Here is a 14,951-nt window from a genome sequence, read left to right on the forward strand (position 1 = left end):
CTCCAACGACGACGACGCTCCGGCCCGGTCAATAACGTCATCTGGCTCATGCTGTGCTGCTAACCACGCTCGTAAGGACGACCTTAAGAGCGCAGCCTCGCTACCGTGCCTTGCTCGCGCAAGGCGTCCTTCGCCGGAGGCGTACCATTGGCGCCGCAATAGATCGGCAGCACGTCGGCCAACAGTTCGGCGGCCGCGGCGTAGGGCACGAGTGAGGCCCACCGGGTCTCCAGATAGACGCGTTCGGGCGCGATGTGATAGGGATCAGTGTGCGCAATGGCGAGATTGTTGCAGGGCCGTTCGCGCCGTCAATTCGCGGCAGGCAATATCGCGGGCTCTTCCGGCGTACGTCGCAGAACAGAGTATGGAAGGTTACGGGGTAGCTGCCCTTGCTACGCAGACGACGGCCATCCCGGTCGCGATTTTCCCTGAGCCAGACGTCGGCCTGCGTTTCCACGACCTTTTGCTGAAGCCCGGCAATAGGCGGTTCGATCGGTTCATCGATACCTTTCCATCCTGGTGAGTAAGCTGAGAGGGTCCTTGGTGTGACCTATAACCCGCGTCCAACGCAACATTTTGGATGAAGCAATAACCCAAATGTCGGTTCGTACGTTATTGTGAGAAAGCCTCCCCGAAGAAAATCGCAAGGTTGGCCAGAAGCCAAAACTTGCGACCGAATGAATCAGAAGGTTTTTCTCGTCCGACCTCAAACCACCGCCGCAAGGCAGCAGGGTCGAATAAATTTCCTAGGGGAGAGTCCTCGTGAAATAGCAGCCTTCGATATTGCGCTGCCCCTTCGCCCACCGCCCACTGGCCCAGCGGAAGCGGAAATCCCATTTTTTTCCGAGATAGAACAGATTTGGGCAAGACGCTCTGGTATTCTCTTCGCAAGGGATATTTTGAGACGTCAAGACGTTCGCTGAATGAGGCGACCGGGTGCCACAGTGCCTGGAGAGAAGCGATTGGTGACTTCCACCTTAGGCGCTGGTAGCCCGGCATTGCCATCGCGGCGGTTACAAGCTGGTGATCGGTGAAAGGAACGCGAGCTTCAAGCCCAGTTGCCATTGTGGTGTTGTCGACCATCTCCAGCAGCGCGGGCAAGTGCGTAGAGACGAAGACACGTGATATTTTGCTAAAGAAATCTCCGTCCGCCTCCGCAAATTGAGCCGCGAAATGATCGACGAGTTCCATCTCGTACTCCGTTCCCATCTGGCCATCGATAGCAAGCGAACGGATCTCATCAGCCGGAAAGTACGTATAACGCTCTAAGAAAAACTGCAACTGACTGCCATGGACCCCAAGCTCAAGACGTCGGCGTGCAATCTTGGCCAGAGGAGAAGGCAATGCGGAAATGAATTTGCTTCGATTGTAATCATACGGCGTCCGAAACAATCGGCTATAGCCAGCGAAAATTTCATCAGCACCCTCGCCGGTGAGTACGACCTTATGCTCGTTCGAAATCGCCTTCGCGAGTGTATACATGGCGGTTTCGTTATGCATTCCAAGTGGATGTCCGCGCAAACGGACCAGTTCTGCTACGGCGTCGATATCGGATGGTTCTGGAATTGGGACGACGCGGTGAGTGAGCCCTAACTCAGCGGCAACCTCCATCGCATAGCCCGTCTCGTCGTATTCGGAGGGCTCGACCCTGCCGGTATAACAGATGGGATGCATTTGTGAGCGAGCGGAGGCCTCATAGGCAAGAATGCTGGAGTCAAGCCCGCCGGACAGCAATACCGCCACCGGGACATCAGCTACTAGCTGCCGTTGAACGGCACTTCCGAGCAATTCCCGTATGTCGGAGTAGCCCGGCGTCGATCGCGAGATGCACTCAGACAGATCCCACCAACGTTCGGACGTGTAGCGCCCGTTCTTTATTTCGAGGAGATAACCAGGCTCTAATTTGGAGATTCCAGCGTACAGCGTTCTGGATCCGACAACTGCGCGATAGGATAGAAAGCTGAGCGCCCCGATCATATCCGGTCCGCGCATGACCCCTGGCCAGCGAACAAGAGCATTCGGTTGTGATCCAAATACAAGTCCAATATCGCAACTCGTGTAGTAAAGTGGCTTTACCCCCAACCGGTCTCTGGCGATGAGAACAAGGGACTTTCTAGGGTCGAACAGCGCAAAGGAAAATATTCCATCGAGCCGATTCAAAAATGATTTTCCCCACGCGATATAACTGACGATTACTACCTCTGTGTCTGATTTTGTCGAAAAATAGTAGCCCAGACCAATTAATTCCTTTTTCAACTCACGATAATTGTAAATCTCTCCATTGTACGTAATTGTCACTCCGGTATTGCTATCGCAAAGAGGTTGATTGGCTCGAGAATTAAGATCGATAACCGATAGCCGTCGATGTGCGAATGCCACCGCACGATTAATGTATAGGCCTCTGGCATCAGGTCCGCGATGAGCAAGGGCGTCCGCGCAATGCTCTACCGCCTCAACGGAGACCGGCATACCTTCCTCTTTAAGGACTATCCCGAATATTCCGCACATTGGTGTCGCTCTCTTATACGAATAACGCCGACTACGTGCTTGGCTTGTCGCCGATCATCTGGATGCAGCCATCGCCGAACCAGAACCGAGCCAGCGGATGGTCGTAATGACGGTACATAGGCGCGAGAAAGCGCCGAAGGTTATGGAAATTTCTCGTATACCTTGAAATCCTTCGAATGTTCTCGAAGCCGCACTCGGCAAACCAGTCTCTGATTTGCACCTCTGTAAATGAGAACTCGTGGTAGGTTGGTGCCTGGAAACGATCCCGAATCGTTACAAACAAATCATCATCAAAGAGGCTTCGAAAGAATTCGTTTTCGGCAGGCATAAGTTCTTCTTCTTCATTCTCCTTTATATTCAACAGCCAGTCGATGGCTTCACGGGCGGTGGATCCATTCAGATTGTCGATCGCGCTGCGAAATTGTCGATCATTTTGATAGAGTTCTCGCAAATGGTTGATGCATCGATAGATGACGCCGTTTGCGGTGCCCATGATCGTCAGAAAGAAGCTGCCCCCGGGACGAGTTACGCGGGCAAGTTCCTCGAAGCCTTTTTTCGGATCGCTGGTGTGCGGCAAAACCCCGGCGCAATGGACAAAATCGAAGCTCTGTTCGTCGAACGGGAGATCCAGCACACTGCCGGCGACCAATTCGGAGCGTGGCCCGAAGCGGCTAAGCCGTTTGCGCGCGCAATCCATCCAATCATTGCCCAGTTCAAGCGAGACAACGCTACGCGCTCCTTTTTTAAGAAACGCATAAGACGCATTTGCATTTGAGCCGCTGCCCGCGTCTAAGACATCAAGGTTGCGGAAGCTACCGGTTGGCAGACCGAAATATTCCTCCTCAATGAGGGAGACCAACCTGTCAAATATGTGAGCATCATTCTCCTGCGCCCGCTGATAGCGATCGAAGATCTTGCGCGTGCGGATTTCGAAAGAGCTTTCCATGCATTTTTTCCTATACTTTTACGATGCAAGTGCACTTGTGAGCAGGGCGAAAGAGCCGGCTGCAACGAGTGTAAGGTTGACCAAGCGCAATCGATTGCCTGTACCAGGAAATTTGAAATTTGAGAGATGTAGCAGGGACAGAAGAAACGCCGCGCCTATCAAGAGACTGCCAAGCTGAGGGATTGCCTGATGGCGGTTCGCGGCAAAGAGAGCTGCAAATACGAAGAGGTCATTGTTCAACGGCAATCCTCTGCCGAATCCGTCGTCGTCCAGCCCGAACGCTGAAAAATAGCTGAGGCGAAGAGCGCCTGACAACACAAGGCAGACCGCGGCTAACAAGGAAGGAACAGAGAACGCATTAAAAGACAAAATGAGAACCGCTGGGAACACAGCTGCATAGACCAAATCGGCTAGCCCATCGAATGCGCCTCCCACCTGAGCCGTGAAAGCCGAACGGTTGGGAGAACGCTTCGCGACCATGCCATCCGCATCATCCGCCAGAAGCGCCCATAAAGCGAAACAGATGCCAATCTCAAAGCGCCCGACCAAGGCAAAATAGATCGCGATAGTGGCGAAGATCAGCCCAAGCGCGGTAATGGCATTTGCGGCATCAAAGAGATAGCGGATCATCCTGCTACTCTCCGGCGGCTGCGAAGTGGCCGGGGCTGTATCTCGCAGACCGCTCCACTGTGAAAATACTCTCGGCTGCGCGTAAGTCTTCTTCACTGTCGATCTCATACCATCTCAGATCGTCGCATCGCGCCGCCGCAAGGTGCAGTCCGTTTTGCTCGATAAGAACAGCGAGCAGCTCCTCGGTATAAGTTTTGGTCCCACCCGAGCCGATAATGTCGCAAAGGACCGGGACGATCTTTGTTCGGAGTTCGTCGCCAGAGAACCGGATGAGATTCATCATCTTGAAGAGTGCCGGACCGCCTGAGGCCAGACTTGCTGCTGTCTGCTTTAACCGGATCTCGGATATGAAGCCCTCGCTGGAAAGAATGGCTGCGGACCCTTCCATAGATGGATCGAACGGCGCAACGCCAGCGGTGTTTGCCGCGTCGCTCATCATCAGATAGCGCAGAGCATCTTCTTCGAAGAAGACGTCACCTTCGAGAAGGTAGCAATCTCCGGAAAGGAGCGCATCGCGCGCCAACCAGAGCGAGTAGGCACTGCCTGTCCGGTCAAAAACCGATGACTCGACATAATTGATCTTCAGGCCACCGAAGAGACTGCCGCATGCATATTGGATCGCATCCTTGCGATAGCCTATGACGATTGTCGCCTCTTCAACGCCGACAGCTTCCAGGTTTCGAAGCGCGTTGTGTATGATGGGCGTGCCGTTGACCTCTACCAGGGGCTTCGGCCGCAGATCGGTTAGCGGACGCAGACGAGAGCCGAAACCCGCGGCTAGAATGACGGCTTTTTTGGGCGCTTTGATCGACATCGCATGTATTCCACTTCTGTGTTCCGCGATCTCGCGGGTCTTTTCCAAGCGTTGAGCACCTCGACGACGCGGCTCAACCCGGCTTCGAGTTTTTCGGGCGGAATTCCATAGGAGAGGCGTATGGCAGCGGGATCGCCGAAGGCGGTACCGGGCACCGTCGCGACGCCGGCTTCGGTTAGCAGCGAACGCACGATCTTTTCTGCATCGTCAGTGATCACATTCCACGGCTGGCGCGTCAGCAGGTTCGTTAAGTCGAGATAGAAGTAGAATCCGCCCTGCGCCTTCGGCACCGGTACCCGCGTGAGCGATGAAAGCACGTTGAGACCGATTTGCCTGGCGCTGGTCAACTGCGATCGCAGTTGGCGCTCATAGCTGCCGTCTCCCCGCTCTAGATGAGCCAACACGGCATGCTGGGCGATGACATTCGGATTTGATGTGGTGTGCGACTGCAACGCCTTGACGGCGTCGATGATCTCCTTCGGACCGGCGAGGTAGCCAATTCGCCATCCGCTCAGTGCCAAAGCCTTGCTGAAGCTGTTGACGATGAGCGTCCGAGGCCGAACCTCCGGAACGAGGGAGACGATCGCGTCATGGGTATGATGCTCGTGAACGAACTCGCCGTAGCACTCGTCGAAAATGACCCACAAATCCCGATAAATCGCGAGCTGGGCAATAGCCATGAGTGTCTGGGCGTCATAAACGGCACCCGTCGGATTACCAGGCGTGTTGACGATGATCGCCCGGGTTCGGGTGGTTACCGCAGCCTCGATGTCTTCGATGCGAGCCACATAGCCGTTGGAGCGGGTTTCGACGAAGACCGGCTTGCCGCCGGCGATCAGCACCTGCGCCGGGAAAGTCGTCCAGTAAGGCGTCGGGATGATGACCTCGTCGCCAGGGTTGAGCACCACCATAGCCGCGCTGAAGAGCGCCTGTTTGGCCCCTGTCGTGGTGATGAGCTCTTCGGCCCTCCACATCTGTCCAGTATCGACCGACACCTTTTTCGCCAGCGCCTCCCGCAGTTCCATCATGCCAGCGGTATCAGTGTAGCGATTGATACCGTTGCTGATGGCCTCGGATGCTCCGGCGCGAATAGTTGGTGCGAGGTCGCTCCAGATTTCACCAGCGGTCAGATCAATGATGTCATTGCCAGCATCGGCAGATGCCCTTGCCACCGCCCGCGCGGCGGCGGTCCCCGATGAACGGAACAAGCTTGTCCGTTTCGCAAGCATGTTGCGCTCCTCGTCTCTTTGTCAGAAAAAGGCGGCGGCTTAAACCGGCTGCCGGACACCGCTCGCCTTCTGTGGTAGATATCTCTCTTCGGCCGCAGCCAGTTCCTCGTATTTGAGCAGATCGAAGACTTCGTCCAGCGTGGCCACCTCACTCTCGATACCGGCGATGGTTTCCTCCCGAACGATCCGATTGCAAATGTGGCGCATGGCAGCAGCGGCGGCGCGCAAATTGTGGTTGGCCCAGATCACCATGGAGACCCCTGCGGCGCGATACGCGGAGACCGGCGTGCGGTAATATTTCGTGGGTACGATGACCACTGGAAGCCGGTTCTGCCATGCGCGAGTGAAGGCAAAGATCTCCTCCGCGTCGGACCTGCGGGAATGGATAAGTATGGCATCAGCGCCCGCCTCGGCGTAGGCATAGCCGCGCGCCAGCGCCTCATCCATTTCGCGGCCAGCGATTAGCGCCTCGATACGCGCGACCAGCACGAACTCCGGATCCGGAATTCGGTCCTTGATTGCCTTGAGCCGTCCACAAAACTCCGCCGTTTCGGCGAGGGGGTGTCGGTCCCCCACGAGCGAATTCATCTTTGGAAACACCTTGTCTTCTAGGCAAACGCCGCTTGCGCCATATCGGCGTAGTTTGCTGGCCATGAGGCGGGCATTGTTGAAATTTCCAAATCCGCTGTCGCCGTCGACCAGGATCGGAATTTGCACAGCATTTGCCATACGCTCTACAACATTGGCAACCTCGGACCAGGAGGCTTCGTTTGCATCGCGATAGCCGAGACTTGAGGAGATCGACAGGCCTGACGCCCAAAGCACCTGGAAGCCCGCGCTCTCCACGATCGCAGCCGAGAGACCGTCGTGTCCTTCCATAGCAAAAGTGAGCTCGCTGGCTGTGATCAGTTGAAGCAAGCTTTCGGCCGCCCGACCGGCGGAAACCCGGTTTTGCGTAGGCTGCTTTGGTACATCGCTGTGCATCACCATCCCTTCCCCTTCCGAACAGTCATAATGACGGTTCAGTAATATTCGTCAAGTTAAGACAAAGTAAAACATCGGTAACGTTCGTGCGTTCTCGATTTCATGAAGATGTACATTATTCTTCTTTTTGTTCATACATTTCACATCGCTGGCGCGCCGGAAACGGGCAAAGGAACGCGTCCGCGGTTCGTCTTGATCGTCTGGCTTCAGCGCCGCGCGTGGGGCCGCCTACCAAAACGGTCTTGCGGCAAAGCTGCGTTGGACCCGGATCTTTTTCTCGGGGGGTCGAAATCCCATTGTATGTTAATGTCTATAGAACACCGCAAGGCTCATGGCGTCGACTGCCACCCGATGACGCGCAGACGCACCTCATCGCAGGAGCCGAACCGGAACAGCACCTGAGAGCCACGGACGCGAAGCCGTGCCACTCCGGACCGAGGCGCTGGCGCTGTGATCAAACCTCAGTTGTGCGGACCCGTTCCTATTCCGTTATTGGCAAGTACTGCATGAACGAGTCTTGAGGGGACGAGCCCCTTACCGTCCTGGACTCTAGTTGCCTCTTCCCGCGACAAGATGGGCGTTCATGACGGCGGCCGCTATGTAAGAGTTTAGCATTCCAACGGAACTTTTATTTAGTACATTAGCCTAAGCCTTCCCTCCATGTGGAAAAACGCCAAAGCAATTTTCGACGGCAGCCTGGACTGTGAGCCGGCGCGGCTAACGCTAATTCAGTCGATTTTAGTGATTATTCTCGCAACCACAATGGCAGCCGGCTTATATGTTGTCATTGGAGTTTACTATCCGACTATTTGGTATCAGATCTTCGCTGCACTATTTATTTCGGCCATATTGGCGCCGATATTTCTCTACCCTTCATATCGAACCTCATATCGGCTGCGCCTTGCCAATAGCGTCATCAGGCAACAGGCCCTCACCGATCACCTGACAAAGCTGCCGAATTCCTTCGCACTTTCAGAAGAACTGCAGGCGCGCCTGCCTCCGCATGGCCAGCAGCAAGGCTTTGCCGTTCACTTTTTTGATATCGACAGGTTCAAACAGGTCAACGATTCCCTCGGGCACGACTTCGGCAACGCGGTGTTGAACGCCGTTGGCGCAACTCTGCGAAAGCTCATTGGCGCCAGCGATTTTGTTGCGCGATTCGGAGGCGACGAATTCGTTGTTGTGCAAAGCGAGGTCTCAATGGAATCCGAGGCCGTTGATTTTGCGCTTCGGATCAGAAATGCAGTATCCAGGTCTTACGAGTTGGATAGCCGCCACGTTGTCGTCGACGTCACCGTTGGATCGGCGATAGCTCCGCTTCACGGAAGTGATGCCAGTCAGATCCTCAAGGCTGCGGACTTGGCTCTCTACAAGGCAAAAGCCAAAGGCACCTTTGGTGAACTGTTCATCCCGCAGATGGCAATGATGGCGAACCGGCGCCGAGAGCTGGAAGTCGCGCTGGCGACTGTCATTTCAAACAAGCAATTGTCTCTTCTGTTTCAGCCGATCGTTCAACGAGAGCACCCAGAGCGAATTCAGGCCGTCGAGGCATTGCTCCGGTGGACGTTGCCTGATGGCACCACGATTGCCCCGAGTGAATTCGTCCCCGTTGCCGAACGCACGGGCACTATTGTGGAAATAGGAGAGTGGGCACTCCAACAAGCATGCCTCGCATGCCGAGACTGGCCTGCCCACGTGCGCGTCGCCGTCAATGTGTCTCCAGTTCAGTTCTTTCGCAGCGATATCGTGTCGGTGGTCAAGCGGACCTTGGCTGAGACCCAATTGGATCCCCATAGGCTCGACCTTGAGATCACGGAATCAGTCCTTATAAGTGATACGACCTTCATAAATCCTATTCTGAACGAATTGCGCCGGAGTGGCATCCGGATTGCGCTCGATGACTTCGGTTCCGGTTATTGCGGGCTACATTACTTGCGCCAATTCACGATCGACAAGATCAAAGTAGACAAAGCGATCATCGATGACGCATGTTCTAATGAAAAGGCACTAAACATTCTTCGTGGGGTCTCTAAAATAGCTACTGAGATCGGTGTGACCGTTACTGTGGAAGGGGTGGATAGCCATGAGAAGGCCGCGCTATTGAACCAAGAGAAGTGTGCCGACGAAGTGCAGGGGTTCTTTTACAGCCGGCCGGTACCCGCTGACGTTGTCTCATCAATGCTCAGGCGCGCCGAGCAGAACAAATTCGATGCTGGGATGGTGCTTGCGCTGAAGCGGTCGGAATAGGATTCATGTGGGGATGCGTTCCGATGGGAGCTGCCTTTGGCGAGATCCATCCTCCCCATCTTGTTCGCAAACGCGACGGTGGCCACCGGCAGCGGCCGAGCAACCCCGCCTCGTTTCGCGCCCGTGACCTTTGCCGCGAGCGAATATGCACGGCTTGCAGACGCGACTGGTAGCGTCTCTGGGGTTGGGGAACGAATTGTTAAGGTCATGCAGTCCACAAGAGCTGGGAGCGCCCGCTTTGACGGTGGCATCGGCCTGTCGACGATGGCAAGAAGATCATGGTGGCGTTGCCGTCAACCCTGAGGCCGAGGCGTGCTCCCTCTTTCGCCGCGTCTACCCGGATTGCCACGCCTTTCGGCTGATCAAGGACTATACGGCACGCCGGATCTGAACGTCTTCGGGACAGTGAGGGTCGCAATCCCCGCTGGATACTGTGCAGGGATTGCCATACGGGCATGGTCGTTGCCTTCGCGCCGCTGAAGGAGATTTGCCCGGAGCGGCCACGCTCGACCTGATGGAACTGACCCGCGCCTGGGAACCATGATGCCTACCGGCAGGCGGCGAAGGTGCTCGTCGGGTTTCTGCCGATTGAACCGACCGAGACACACGCGATGGTGCGCAATCGTGCGATCAGAATCGGGGGCGGCTCCGCGACCGGATCGTACAAGAAGAACGGCGGGCGATGTCTCAAGCAGACGATCGCCGCCAGTTCGAAATCCGGCTTCCCGGCGATAGGGCAATGAATTCGTCATTAGCGTCGATACGGCTCATGTTCGTAGCGCCGATCCCAATTCGGCACGAAATTTCGAGCTCGTCGTGGCCCAATGTGGCCGCGGCGGCCGGCGAGATGGCAGGCCTTAATGCGGAGCCTAAAGACAGGGCATATGCGGGTTGACCAGAGAGGTCTTCCCGTGTCCGTCCGAACGAACAGATTCGATGTGCGGAGCTCGCCACTTTAAGGCGCATTTTCTCCGAGACAGCGAGCGGCTGCGGTATTAACGGGGCGATCGGGACGTTCGCCTACTCATGCATTTTGTGCATGGCAGTATGTGCATTTTGTGCATTGCAGTATATTTTGTCGTCCGTATGATCATGCCCGTCGGCCATCTACTCTTCCCAGATGCGATGCCGGCGCCGAATGCACGCATCAGGTCGAGAAAAGTTTCGACATTGGCTTCCGGTATCGAGTACTCGATCTTGACGACGATCGGGCCGCTTCTTGACTTCAGCTCCAGGGCGAGCTGCGGCGTTTCAAAGCCAAAGGGATCCTGGTCGGTCTCTTTCCATTGACGAATGGGCAGCAGCAACCCGGTTGCAGCGACCAACAGGAGGGCGCCAGCGGAGCTTTCCAGCGCCAAGGTGAGCGAATAGTTTTCGGCCACCATGCCCCATAGCCAGCTGCCGGCCGCGATGCCGCCGGACGACAGGGCAGAGTAGATCGACAGTGTGCGACCAGCGACCCAGCGTGGGCAATGCGCCACCGAACGTCAGCAAGTGCCGCTACTGATAGCGAGGGCGTGAATGCAAGCGCGAGGCAGCACGCCGCGCAGGAGATGCACGCCAGTGTGGTCAGCCGCTCCTGCGACAGCGACCGTCGAAACACATTATCGGAGATGCCGGCGCACAAGGCGCCCGCCCCAAAGCCGGCCATCAGGATGCCATAAGCGATCGGCCCTCCGCCCAGCTGATCGCGGGCGACCAGGGGTAGCAGTGCCAGTATCGAGATGCTTGTCAGGCCAAAAAAGCGTTCCGCGCGCGATGGCCGCTTTGATCTCCATTTGGCCATGATCGAGCCGCCGCGCGAGCCGCGTTCCCTCCGAAATGCTACATCTGAAACCATGAAAATATTGACTTCCGTAAGCCGCTCAACTATAGTTTATATATCAATAACAAATATGGATTCGTGATATTATGCAGGTGTTTGTTCCGTATAAAGGATCAATAAAGCTCGAATTTCCCAGTTTAATAATGGATATTTGTCTGATTTAACCCTGGATTAGGTGTTATATATTGCTAATATTTCTGGTTGGGCGATAATCGGCCGGCTGACGCGCCAGTCGACTTCAGCACAGCGGTCGCTGTTAGCAATTTCCAGATGCCTCGTCCGATAGCGGCAGTGCACGTTGAATGGCTGGTAGGCTGGCGTCGTTGCCGGGCTCGATCTGGTGATGTTTGCTTTTCTGCTGGTCGGTCCTGGCATCAGCATGCAGTTGCGCCGCCCGGGGGGCGGGAAAATTTCCGCCGGAGGGACGCAAGCCATCCCAACGGATGCATCCATCACGTGGATGGACCGATTAGAAGAATGGATTTCTGCGGTCAGCTTCTCCAAGCTAACCCTTTTCCATCATCGAATCATGGCGTTGGACGCGCTGAGCTGGTGGGCAGGGGGCTGCACGCAGGAGAATCGATGCGCGGAGAAATCGTAGGCGGTGGCGGGTGGCATTTTGAGTTTGCCAACCGGCGATTTCGGTCCGCCAATAGTCCTCATACCCTTCTATCCGATTACTGCTGATGGCGCTTGTTTGCTCCTGCGACTACTCGTCCCGGAAAGCGGTCACGAATATCGCCACTAGTTGCGTGACTGATGCTGCCACGACGGCCTCAAACCCGACAGTGACGTCAATTACCGTCGACTTAACTATGAGATGAAATGCGAACGCTCCTCGTTGATCACCAGGCAGATCTTGCACGCGCGGTGCGCGTTGCGCTCGCGGACGGCGGTTTTGCCGTTGACATGGCTTGTTCTCTGGAGGAGGCGTCGAGTGCATTTAGGTGTGCGACCTACGAAATTCTCCTGCTAGAGTTGGCTCTGCCTGATGGTAATGGCTTGGATTGGCTGAGGCAGCTAAGGAGCGAGGGGCATTCAGTTCCGGCCATCATTATGAGTTGCTTCAATGATTGCGAGAAGCGAATTGCCTCTTACAATGGTGGCGCGGACGATTTCCTGCTCAAGCCCGTCTCTCCTGTCGAGCTCATCGCTAAAATGAGATCCCTTCAGCGCCGGGCAGTACAGATGACCGACCCCATCCTTGTATTTGGCAATCTCAACTTCGACCCGATCAGCCGAGAAGTTTCGGTTGCTGGTGATCCGCTGATAATCGCGCGTCGCGAGCTATGTATTCTTGAGCAATTGCTTTACCGCGCTGGCCGTATTGTGCCGCGTGAGCGGCTCGAGGGCCACCTCTATTCTTTTAACGACGAGGTATCTACTAACGCGCTTGAAGTCGGAATCTATCGCCTACGTGGACATTTGAGGAGGTCAGGTGCAACGGTGCGGATCAGGACCGTGCGTGGCATTGGCCACATTCTTGAATCGTCCGGTGTGGTATCACATGATTAGTCGACTGTGAAAGAAAGCCTGTCTTGAAAATAGTTCCAACTCTTGATGCTGAGACTAATCAGCGGCCCATCCTTATCGACGGCTCAAGCGGGCCCGGTTGTCCATACTTGGGCCCTCTCCTATGCGCGCTGATGCTGTTATCTCCGCTTTCTGCCGAGGCCCAAAACAACGGGGATGAAGCGACGCCGCGTGGATCTCCCAATAGCATCAATGCCACGCTGAACCTTACCTCTTCGCTCGGCAAGACAGTCCGTCTGCCCGCGCCAGCCGCGACCATCTTTGTTGCCGACCCATCGATCGCGGATTATCAGGCGCCCTCAAACAAAACCATCTTCGTGTTTGGCAAGAAATCGGGGCGGACCTCCCTATTCGCCTTGAACGACAACGGTGAGGCTCTCGCCGAGTTGCAGATTGTCGTGACGCAACCGATCGGGGATCTGCGGGCTATGTTGAGGGATCAAGTCGGCGACTATCCGATCCGCGTCCAGTATACTCCACGCGGCGCAATTCTTAGCGGTACGGCGCCCGATGCTGCAACCGTAGACGCTGCGAAAACGGTCACCGAGCAATTCCTCGGTGACGGTGCGCAGGTCGTCAATAAAATCAAGGTGGCTGGGTCCCTACAGGTTAATCTGAGTGTTCGCGTAGCGGAGGTCTCCCGTGGCGCCATGAAGGAACTCGGGATCAACCTGTCCGCACTCGGTCAAATCGGCAATTTCAAAGTGGGTTTGTTAAGCGGCAGCGGCAGAGGTGCAGGCTCGGGTACCGCTAGTGGTGGTGGTACAGCAGAAATCGGATACGACGATGGTAACATCAGCATGGGCGCGGTTCTTGACGCACTCGCCAAGGAGCACATTGCTTCCATTTTGGCCGAGCCGAATCTCACTGCGATGTCCGGCGAAACGGCCAGCTTCCTCGCCGGCGGCGAATTTCCCATCCCTGTGCCGCAGGAAAACGGGCAAGTCTCAATTGAATTTCGTCACTTCGGCGTCAGCCTGGAATTCTTACCCACTGTTCTCAACAATAACCAGATCAATATTCGCGTAAAGCCGGAAGTCAGTGAACTCACGTCACAAGGTGCCGTTCAAATCAACGGCATTTCCGTGCCGGCAATTTCCACCCGCCGCGCCGACACAGTCGTCGAACTCGCCAGCGGGCAGAGCTTTGCAATCGGTGGGCTCATCAGGCGTACCGTCAGCAATAACATCAGTGCTTTTCCCGGGCTCGGCCAAGTGCCGATCCTTGGCGCCCTGTTTCGTTCGTCCTCATTTGAAAAGGAGGAGTCGGAACTGGTTATTTTGGTTACACCTTACATCGTGAGGCCAGCGTCGAGCCCCGACCAGATGAGCGCGCCCACGGACCGGATGGCGTCGCCTTCGGACGGAGGGAAGCCTGGGTCGAATGTGCTAAGTCGGCCGAGAGGCCGGGCTACTGCCCACACTGGCGCGCCCAGTGCCAAGAGCAGTGTCGGCTTTGTCATCGAATAGCGGTAACCGAATGAAGTTGCGGATCAAAGTTCACCTGCTCGCTCTAATGGCAAGTCTAAGTGGCTGCGTAAGCGCGCCGATCCACGACGAGCCATCGACACCGGTGTATATCCGGCAGGAGACCACCGTCCTGATTTTAGAGAGCCTTCGCGCCTCCGAGCGGCAGCGCTTGCGTAATTTTCTTGAGAGGGCCAGCCGCGATCGGCGCGATGGGCTTCACCTGCTGATCAGCGGGTCGCCTCGGCTCAGCGCAGAGGCCGTCCATCAGGCGAAGCAGATGCGGATCGACACTTATAACATTCAGTTGTTGGACCAACACGACGCTCGCACAGCGCGAATAGAGGCGATTTTCTATCACGCCCGCCCTGCTGTCTGTCCGTCGTTTTCCGGTCCATTGCCCAACGACGAGTCCCTGGACCAGCCGCTTGGCTGTTCGACACGCCATAACCTGGCGGTCATGGTCAACGATCCGCGCGATTTGCTCGACAACAAGGCTGTCAAACCAAGCGATGGTGATCGTGCTGCCATACCAGCTGCCAGATATAGGACATTCGCGGCAGAGAAAACTGGAGAATGACGTTGGAGTGCATCTTATAAGACAGAGAAATTTCGAGGAAGATTTCAGGGAGTTGGATTCAAATGCGGTATTTTCTCCTGATCTGATCCCCAGAAACTGGACCGTTCAGAATTAGAGTTTTCCGCTGTAATTTCCCGGCTGGGAGAGGAGCGGAAGCGATGAAGGCATCGAAGTTTTCTGACGCGCAGA

11 protein-coding genes and 2 pseudogenes are annotated in these 14,951 nt (G+C 55.8%); 4 read left to right on the plus strand and 9 right to left on the minus strand.

All coding sequences use genetic code 11. From position 1 onward, the window contains the following. Nucleotides 1-116 precede the first annotated feature (116 nt). The 7 genes and pseudogenes from ACWGS8_RS34810 to aepX form a co-directional block, all read right to left on the minus strand. A pseudogene (locus ACWGS8_RS34810) lies at nt 117-481 on the minus strand (ISKra4 family transposase); the annotation flags it as partial. A 131-nt stretch (nt 482-612) separates the two neighbouring features. After that, entirely contained in the window at nt 613-2,508 is a 1,896-nt protein-coding gene (asnB, locus tag ACWGS8_RS34815; protein ID WP_454585155.1) for an asparagine synthase (glutamine-hydrolyzing), read from the minus strand. A gap of 31 nt (nt 2,509-2,539) precedes the next feature. Further along, entirely contained in the window at nt 2,540-3,454 is a 915-nt protein-coding gene (locus ACWGS8_RS34820) for a class I SAM-dependent methyltransferase (protein ID WP_454585156.1), read from the minus strand. An 18-nt stretch (nt 3,455-3,472) separates the two neighbouring features. Continuing rightward, the gene (locus ACWGS8_RS34825; protein WP_454585157.1) at nt 3,473-4,084 is read right to left on the minus strand and encodes a phosphatidylcholine/phosphatidylserine synthase; all 612 of its coding nucleotides are present in this window, start codon (nt 4,082-4,084) and stop codon (nt 3,473-3,475) included. Nucleotides 4,085-4,088: 4 nt separating this feature from the next. Further along, the gene (locus ACWGS8_RS34830) at nt 4,089-4,898 is read right to left on the minus strand and encodes a phosphocholine cytidylyltransferase family protein (RefSeq protein ID WP_454585158.1); all 810 of its coding nucleotides are present in this window, start codon (nt 4,896-4,898) and stop codon (nt 4,089-4,091) included. Beyond that, nucleotides 4,862-6,127: an aminotransferase class I/II-fold pyridoxal phosphate-dependent enzyme gene (locus ACWGS8_RS34835; protein ID WP_454585159.1), complete on the minus strand. Its 1,266-nt coding sequence runs from the start codon at nt 6,125-6,127 to the stop codon at nt 4,862-4,864. The genes ACWGS8_RS34830 and ACWGS8_RS34835 overlap by 37 nt, the downstream gene beginning before the upstream one ends. A gap of 39 nt (nt 6,128-6,166) precedes the next feature. Beyond that, nucleotides 6,167-7,111: a phosphoenolpyruvate mutase gene (gene aepX / locus ACWGS8_RS34840; RefSeq protein ID WP_454585165.1), complete on the minus strand. Its 945-nt coding sequence runs from the start codon at nt 7,109-7,111 to the stop codon at nt 6,167-6,169. A gap of 660 nt (nt 7,112-7,771) precedes the next feature. On the opposite strand from aepX, the gene ACWGS8_RS34845 reads away from it, so the two are divergent. Further along, nucleotides 7,772-9,358, plus strand: a complete 1,587-nt coding sequence (locus tag ACWGS8_RS34845) for a putative bifunctional diguanylate cyclase/phosphodiesterase (protein WP_454585160.1) — start codon at nt 7,772-7,774, stop codon at nt 9,356-9,358. 1,139 nt (nt 9,359-10,497) lie between these two features. On the opposite strand, the pseudogene ACWGS8_RS34850 reads toward ACWGS8_RS34845, so the two are convergent. Then, nucleotides 10,498-11,133 (minus strand): annotated as a pseudogene (locus tag ACWGS8_RS34850) (MFS transporter); the annotation flags it as partial. 221 nt (nt 11,134-11,354) lie between these two features. Next, nucleotides 11,355-11,687, minus strand: a complete 333-nt coding sequence (locus tag ACWGS8_RS34855; RefSeq protein ID WP_454585161.1) for a hypothetical protein — start codon at nt 11,685-11,687, stop codon at nt 11,355-11,357. Nucleotides 11,688-12,008: 321 nt separating this feature from the next. On the opposite strand from ACWGS8_RS34855, the gene ACWGS8_RS34860 reads away from it, so the two are divergent. Genes ACWGS8_RS34860 through ACWGS8_RS34870 form a run of 3 tightly spaced genes read left to right on the plus strand, consistent with a single transcriptional unit; the run spans nt 12,009 to nt 14,762 of the window. Then, nucleotides 12,009-12,698, plus strand: coding sequence for a response regulator (locus ACWGS8_RS34860; protein WP_454585162.1), 690 nt, complete (start codon nt 12,009-12,011; stop codon nt 12,696-12,698). Between the two features lie 23 nt (nt 12,699-12,721). Further along, a complete protein-coding gene (locus ACWGS8_RS34865; protein WP_454585163.1) occupies nt 12,722-14,185 on the plus strand; it encodes a type II and III secretion system protein family protein in 1,464 nt (487 codons plus the stop codon). A 10-nt stretch (nt 14,186-14,195) separates the two neighbouring features. After that, nucleotides 14,196-14,762, plus strand: a complete 567-nt coding sequence (locus tag ACWGS8_RS34870; RefSeq protein ID WP_454585164.1) for a CpaD family pilus assembly lipoprotein — start codon at nt 14,196-14,198, stop codon at nt 14,760-14,762. Nucleotides 14,763-14,951: the final 189 nt, after the last annotated feature.

The organism is Mesorhizobium sp. 43Arga (genome assembly GCF_053714255.1).

Excerpts from the sequence above, each read along its gene's own strand:
- ACWGS8_RS34830 (WP_454585158.1), bottom strand. The coding sequence starts at position 4,898 with ATGTCGATCAAAGCGCCCAAAAAAGCCGTCATTCTAGCCGCGGGTTTC.
- ACWGS8_RS34835 (WP_454585159.1), bottom strand. The coding sequence starts at position 6,127 with ATGCTTGCGAAACGGACAAGCTTGTTCCGTTCATCGGGGACCGCCGCC.
- ACWGS8_RS34820 (WP_454585156.1), bottom strand. The coding sequence starts at position 3,454 with ATGGAAAGCTCTTTCGAAATCCGCACGCGCAAGATCTTCGATCGCTAT.
- ACWGS8_RS34845 (WP_454585160.1), top strand. The coding sequence starts at position 7,772 with ATGTGGAAAAACGCCAAAGCAATTTTCGACGGCAGCCTGGACTGTGAG.
- aepX (WP_454585165.1), bottom strand. The coding sequence starts at position 7,111 with ATGCACAGCGATGTACCAAAGCAGCCTACGCAAAACCGGGTTTCCGCC.
- asnB (WP_454585155.1), bottom strand. The coding sequence starts at position 2,508 with ATGTGCGGAATATTCGGGATAGTCCTTAAAGAGGAAGGTATGCCGGTC.
- ACWGS8_RS34825 (WP_454585157.1), bottom strand. The coding sequence starts at position 4,084 with ATGATCCGCTATCTCTTTGATGCCGCAAATGCCATTACCGCGCTTGGG.
- ACWGS8_RS34870 (WP_454585164.1), top strand. The coding sequence starts at position 14,196 with ATGAAGTTGCGGATCAAAGTTCACCTGCTCGCTCTAATGGCAAGTCTA.
- ACWGS8_RS34860 (WP_454585162.1), top strand. The coding sequence starts at position 12,009 with ATGCGAACGCTCCTCGTTGATCACCAGGCAGATCTTGCACGCGCGGTG.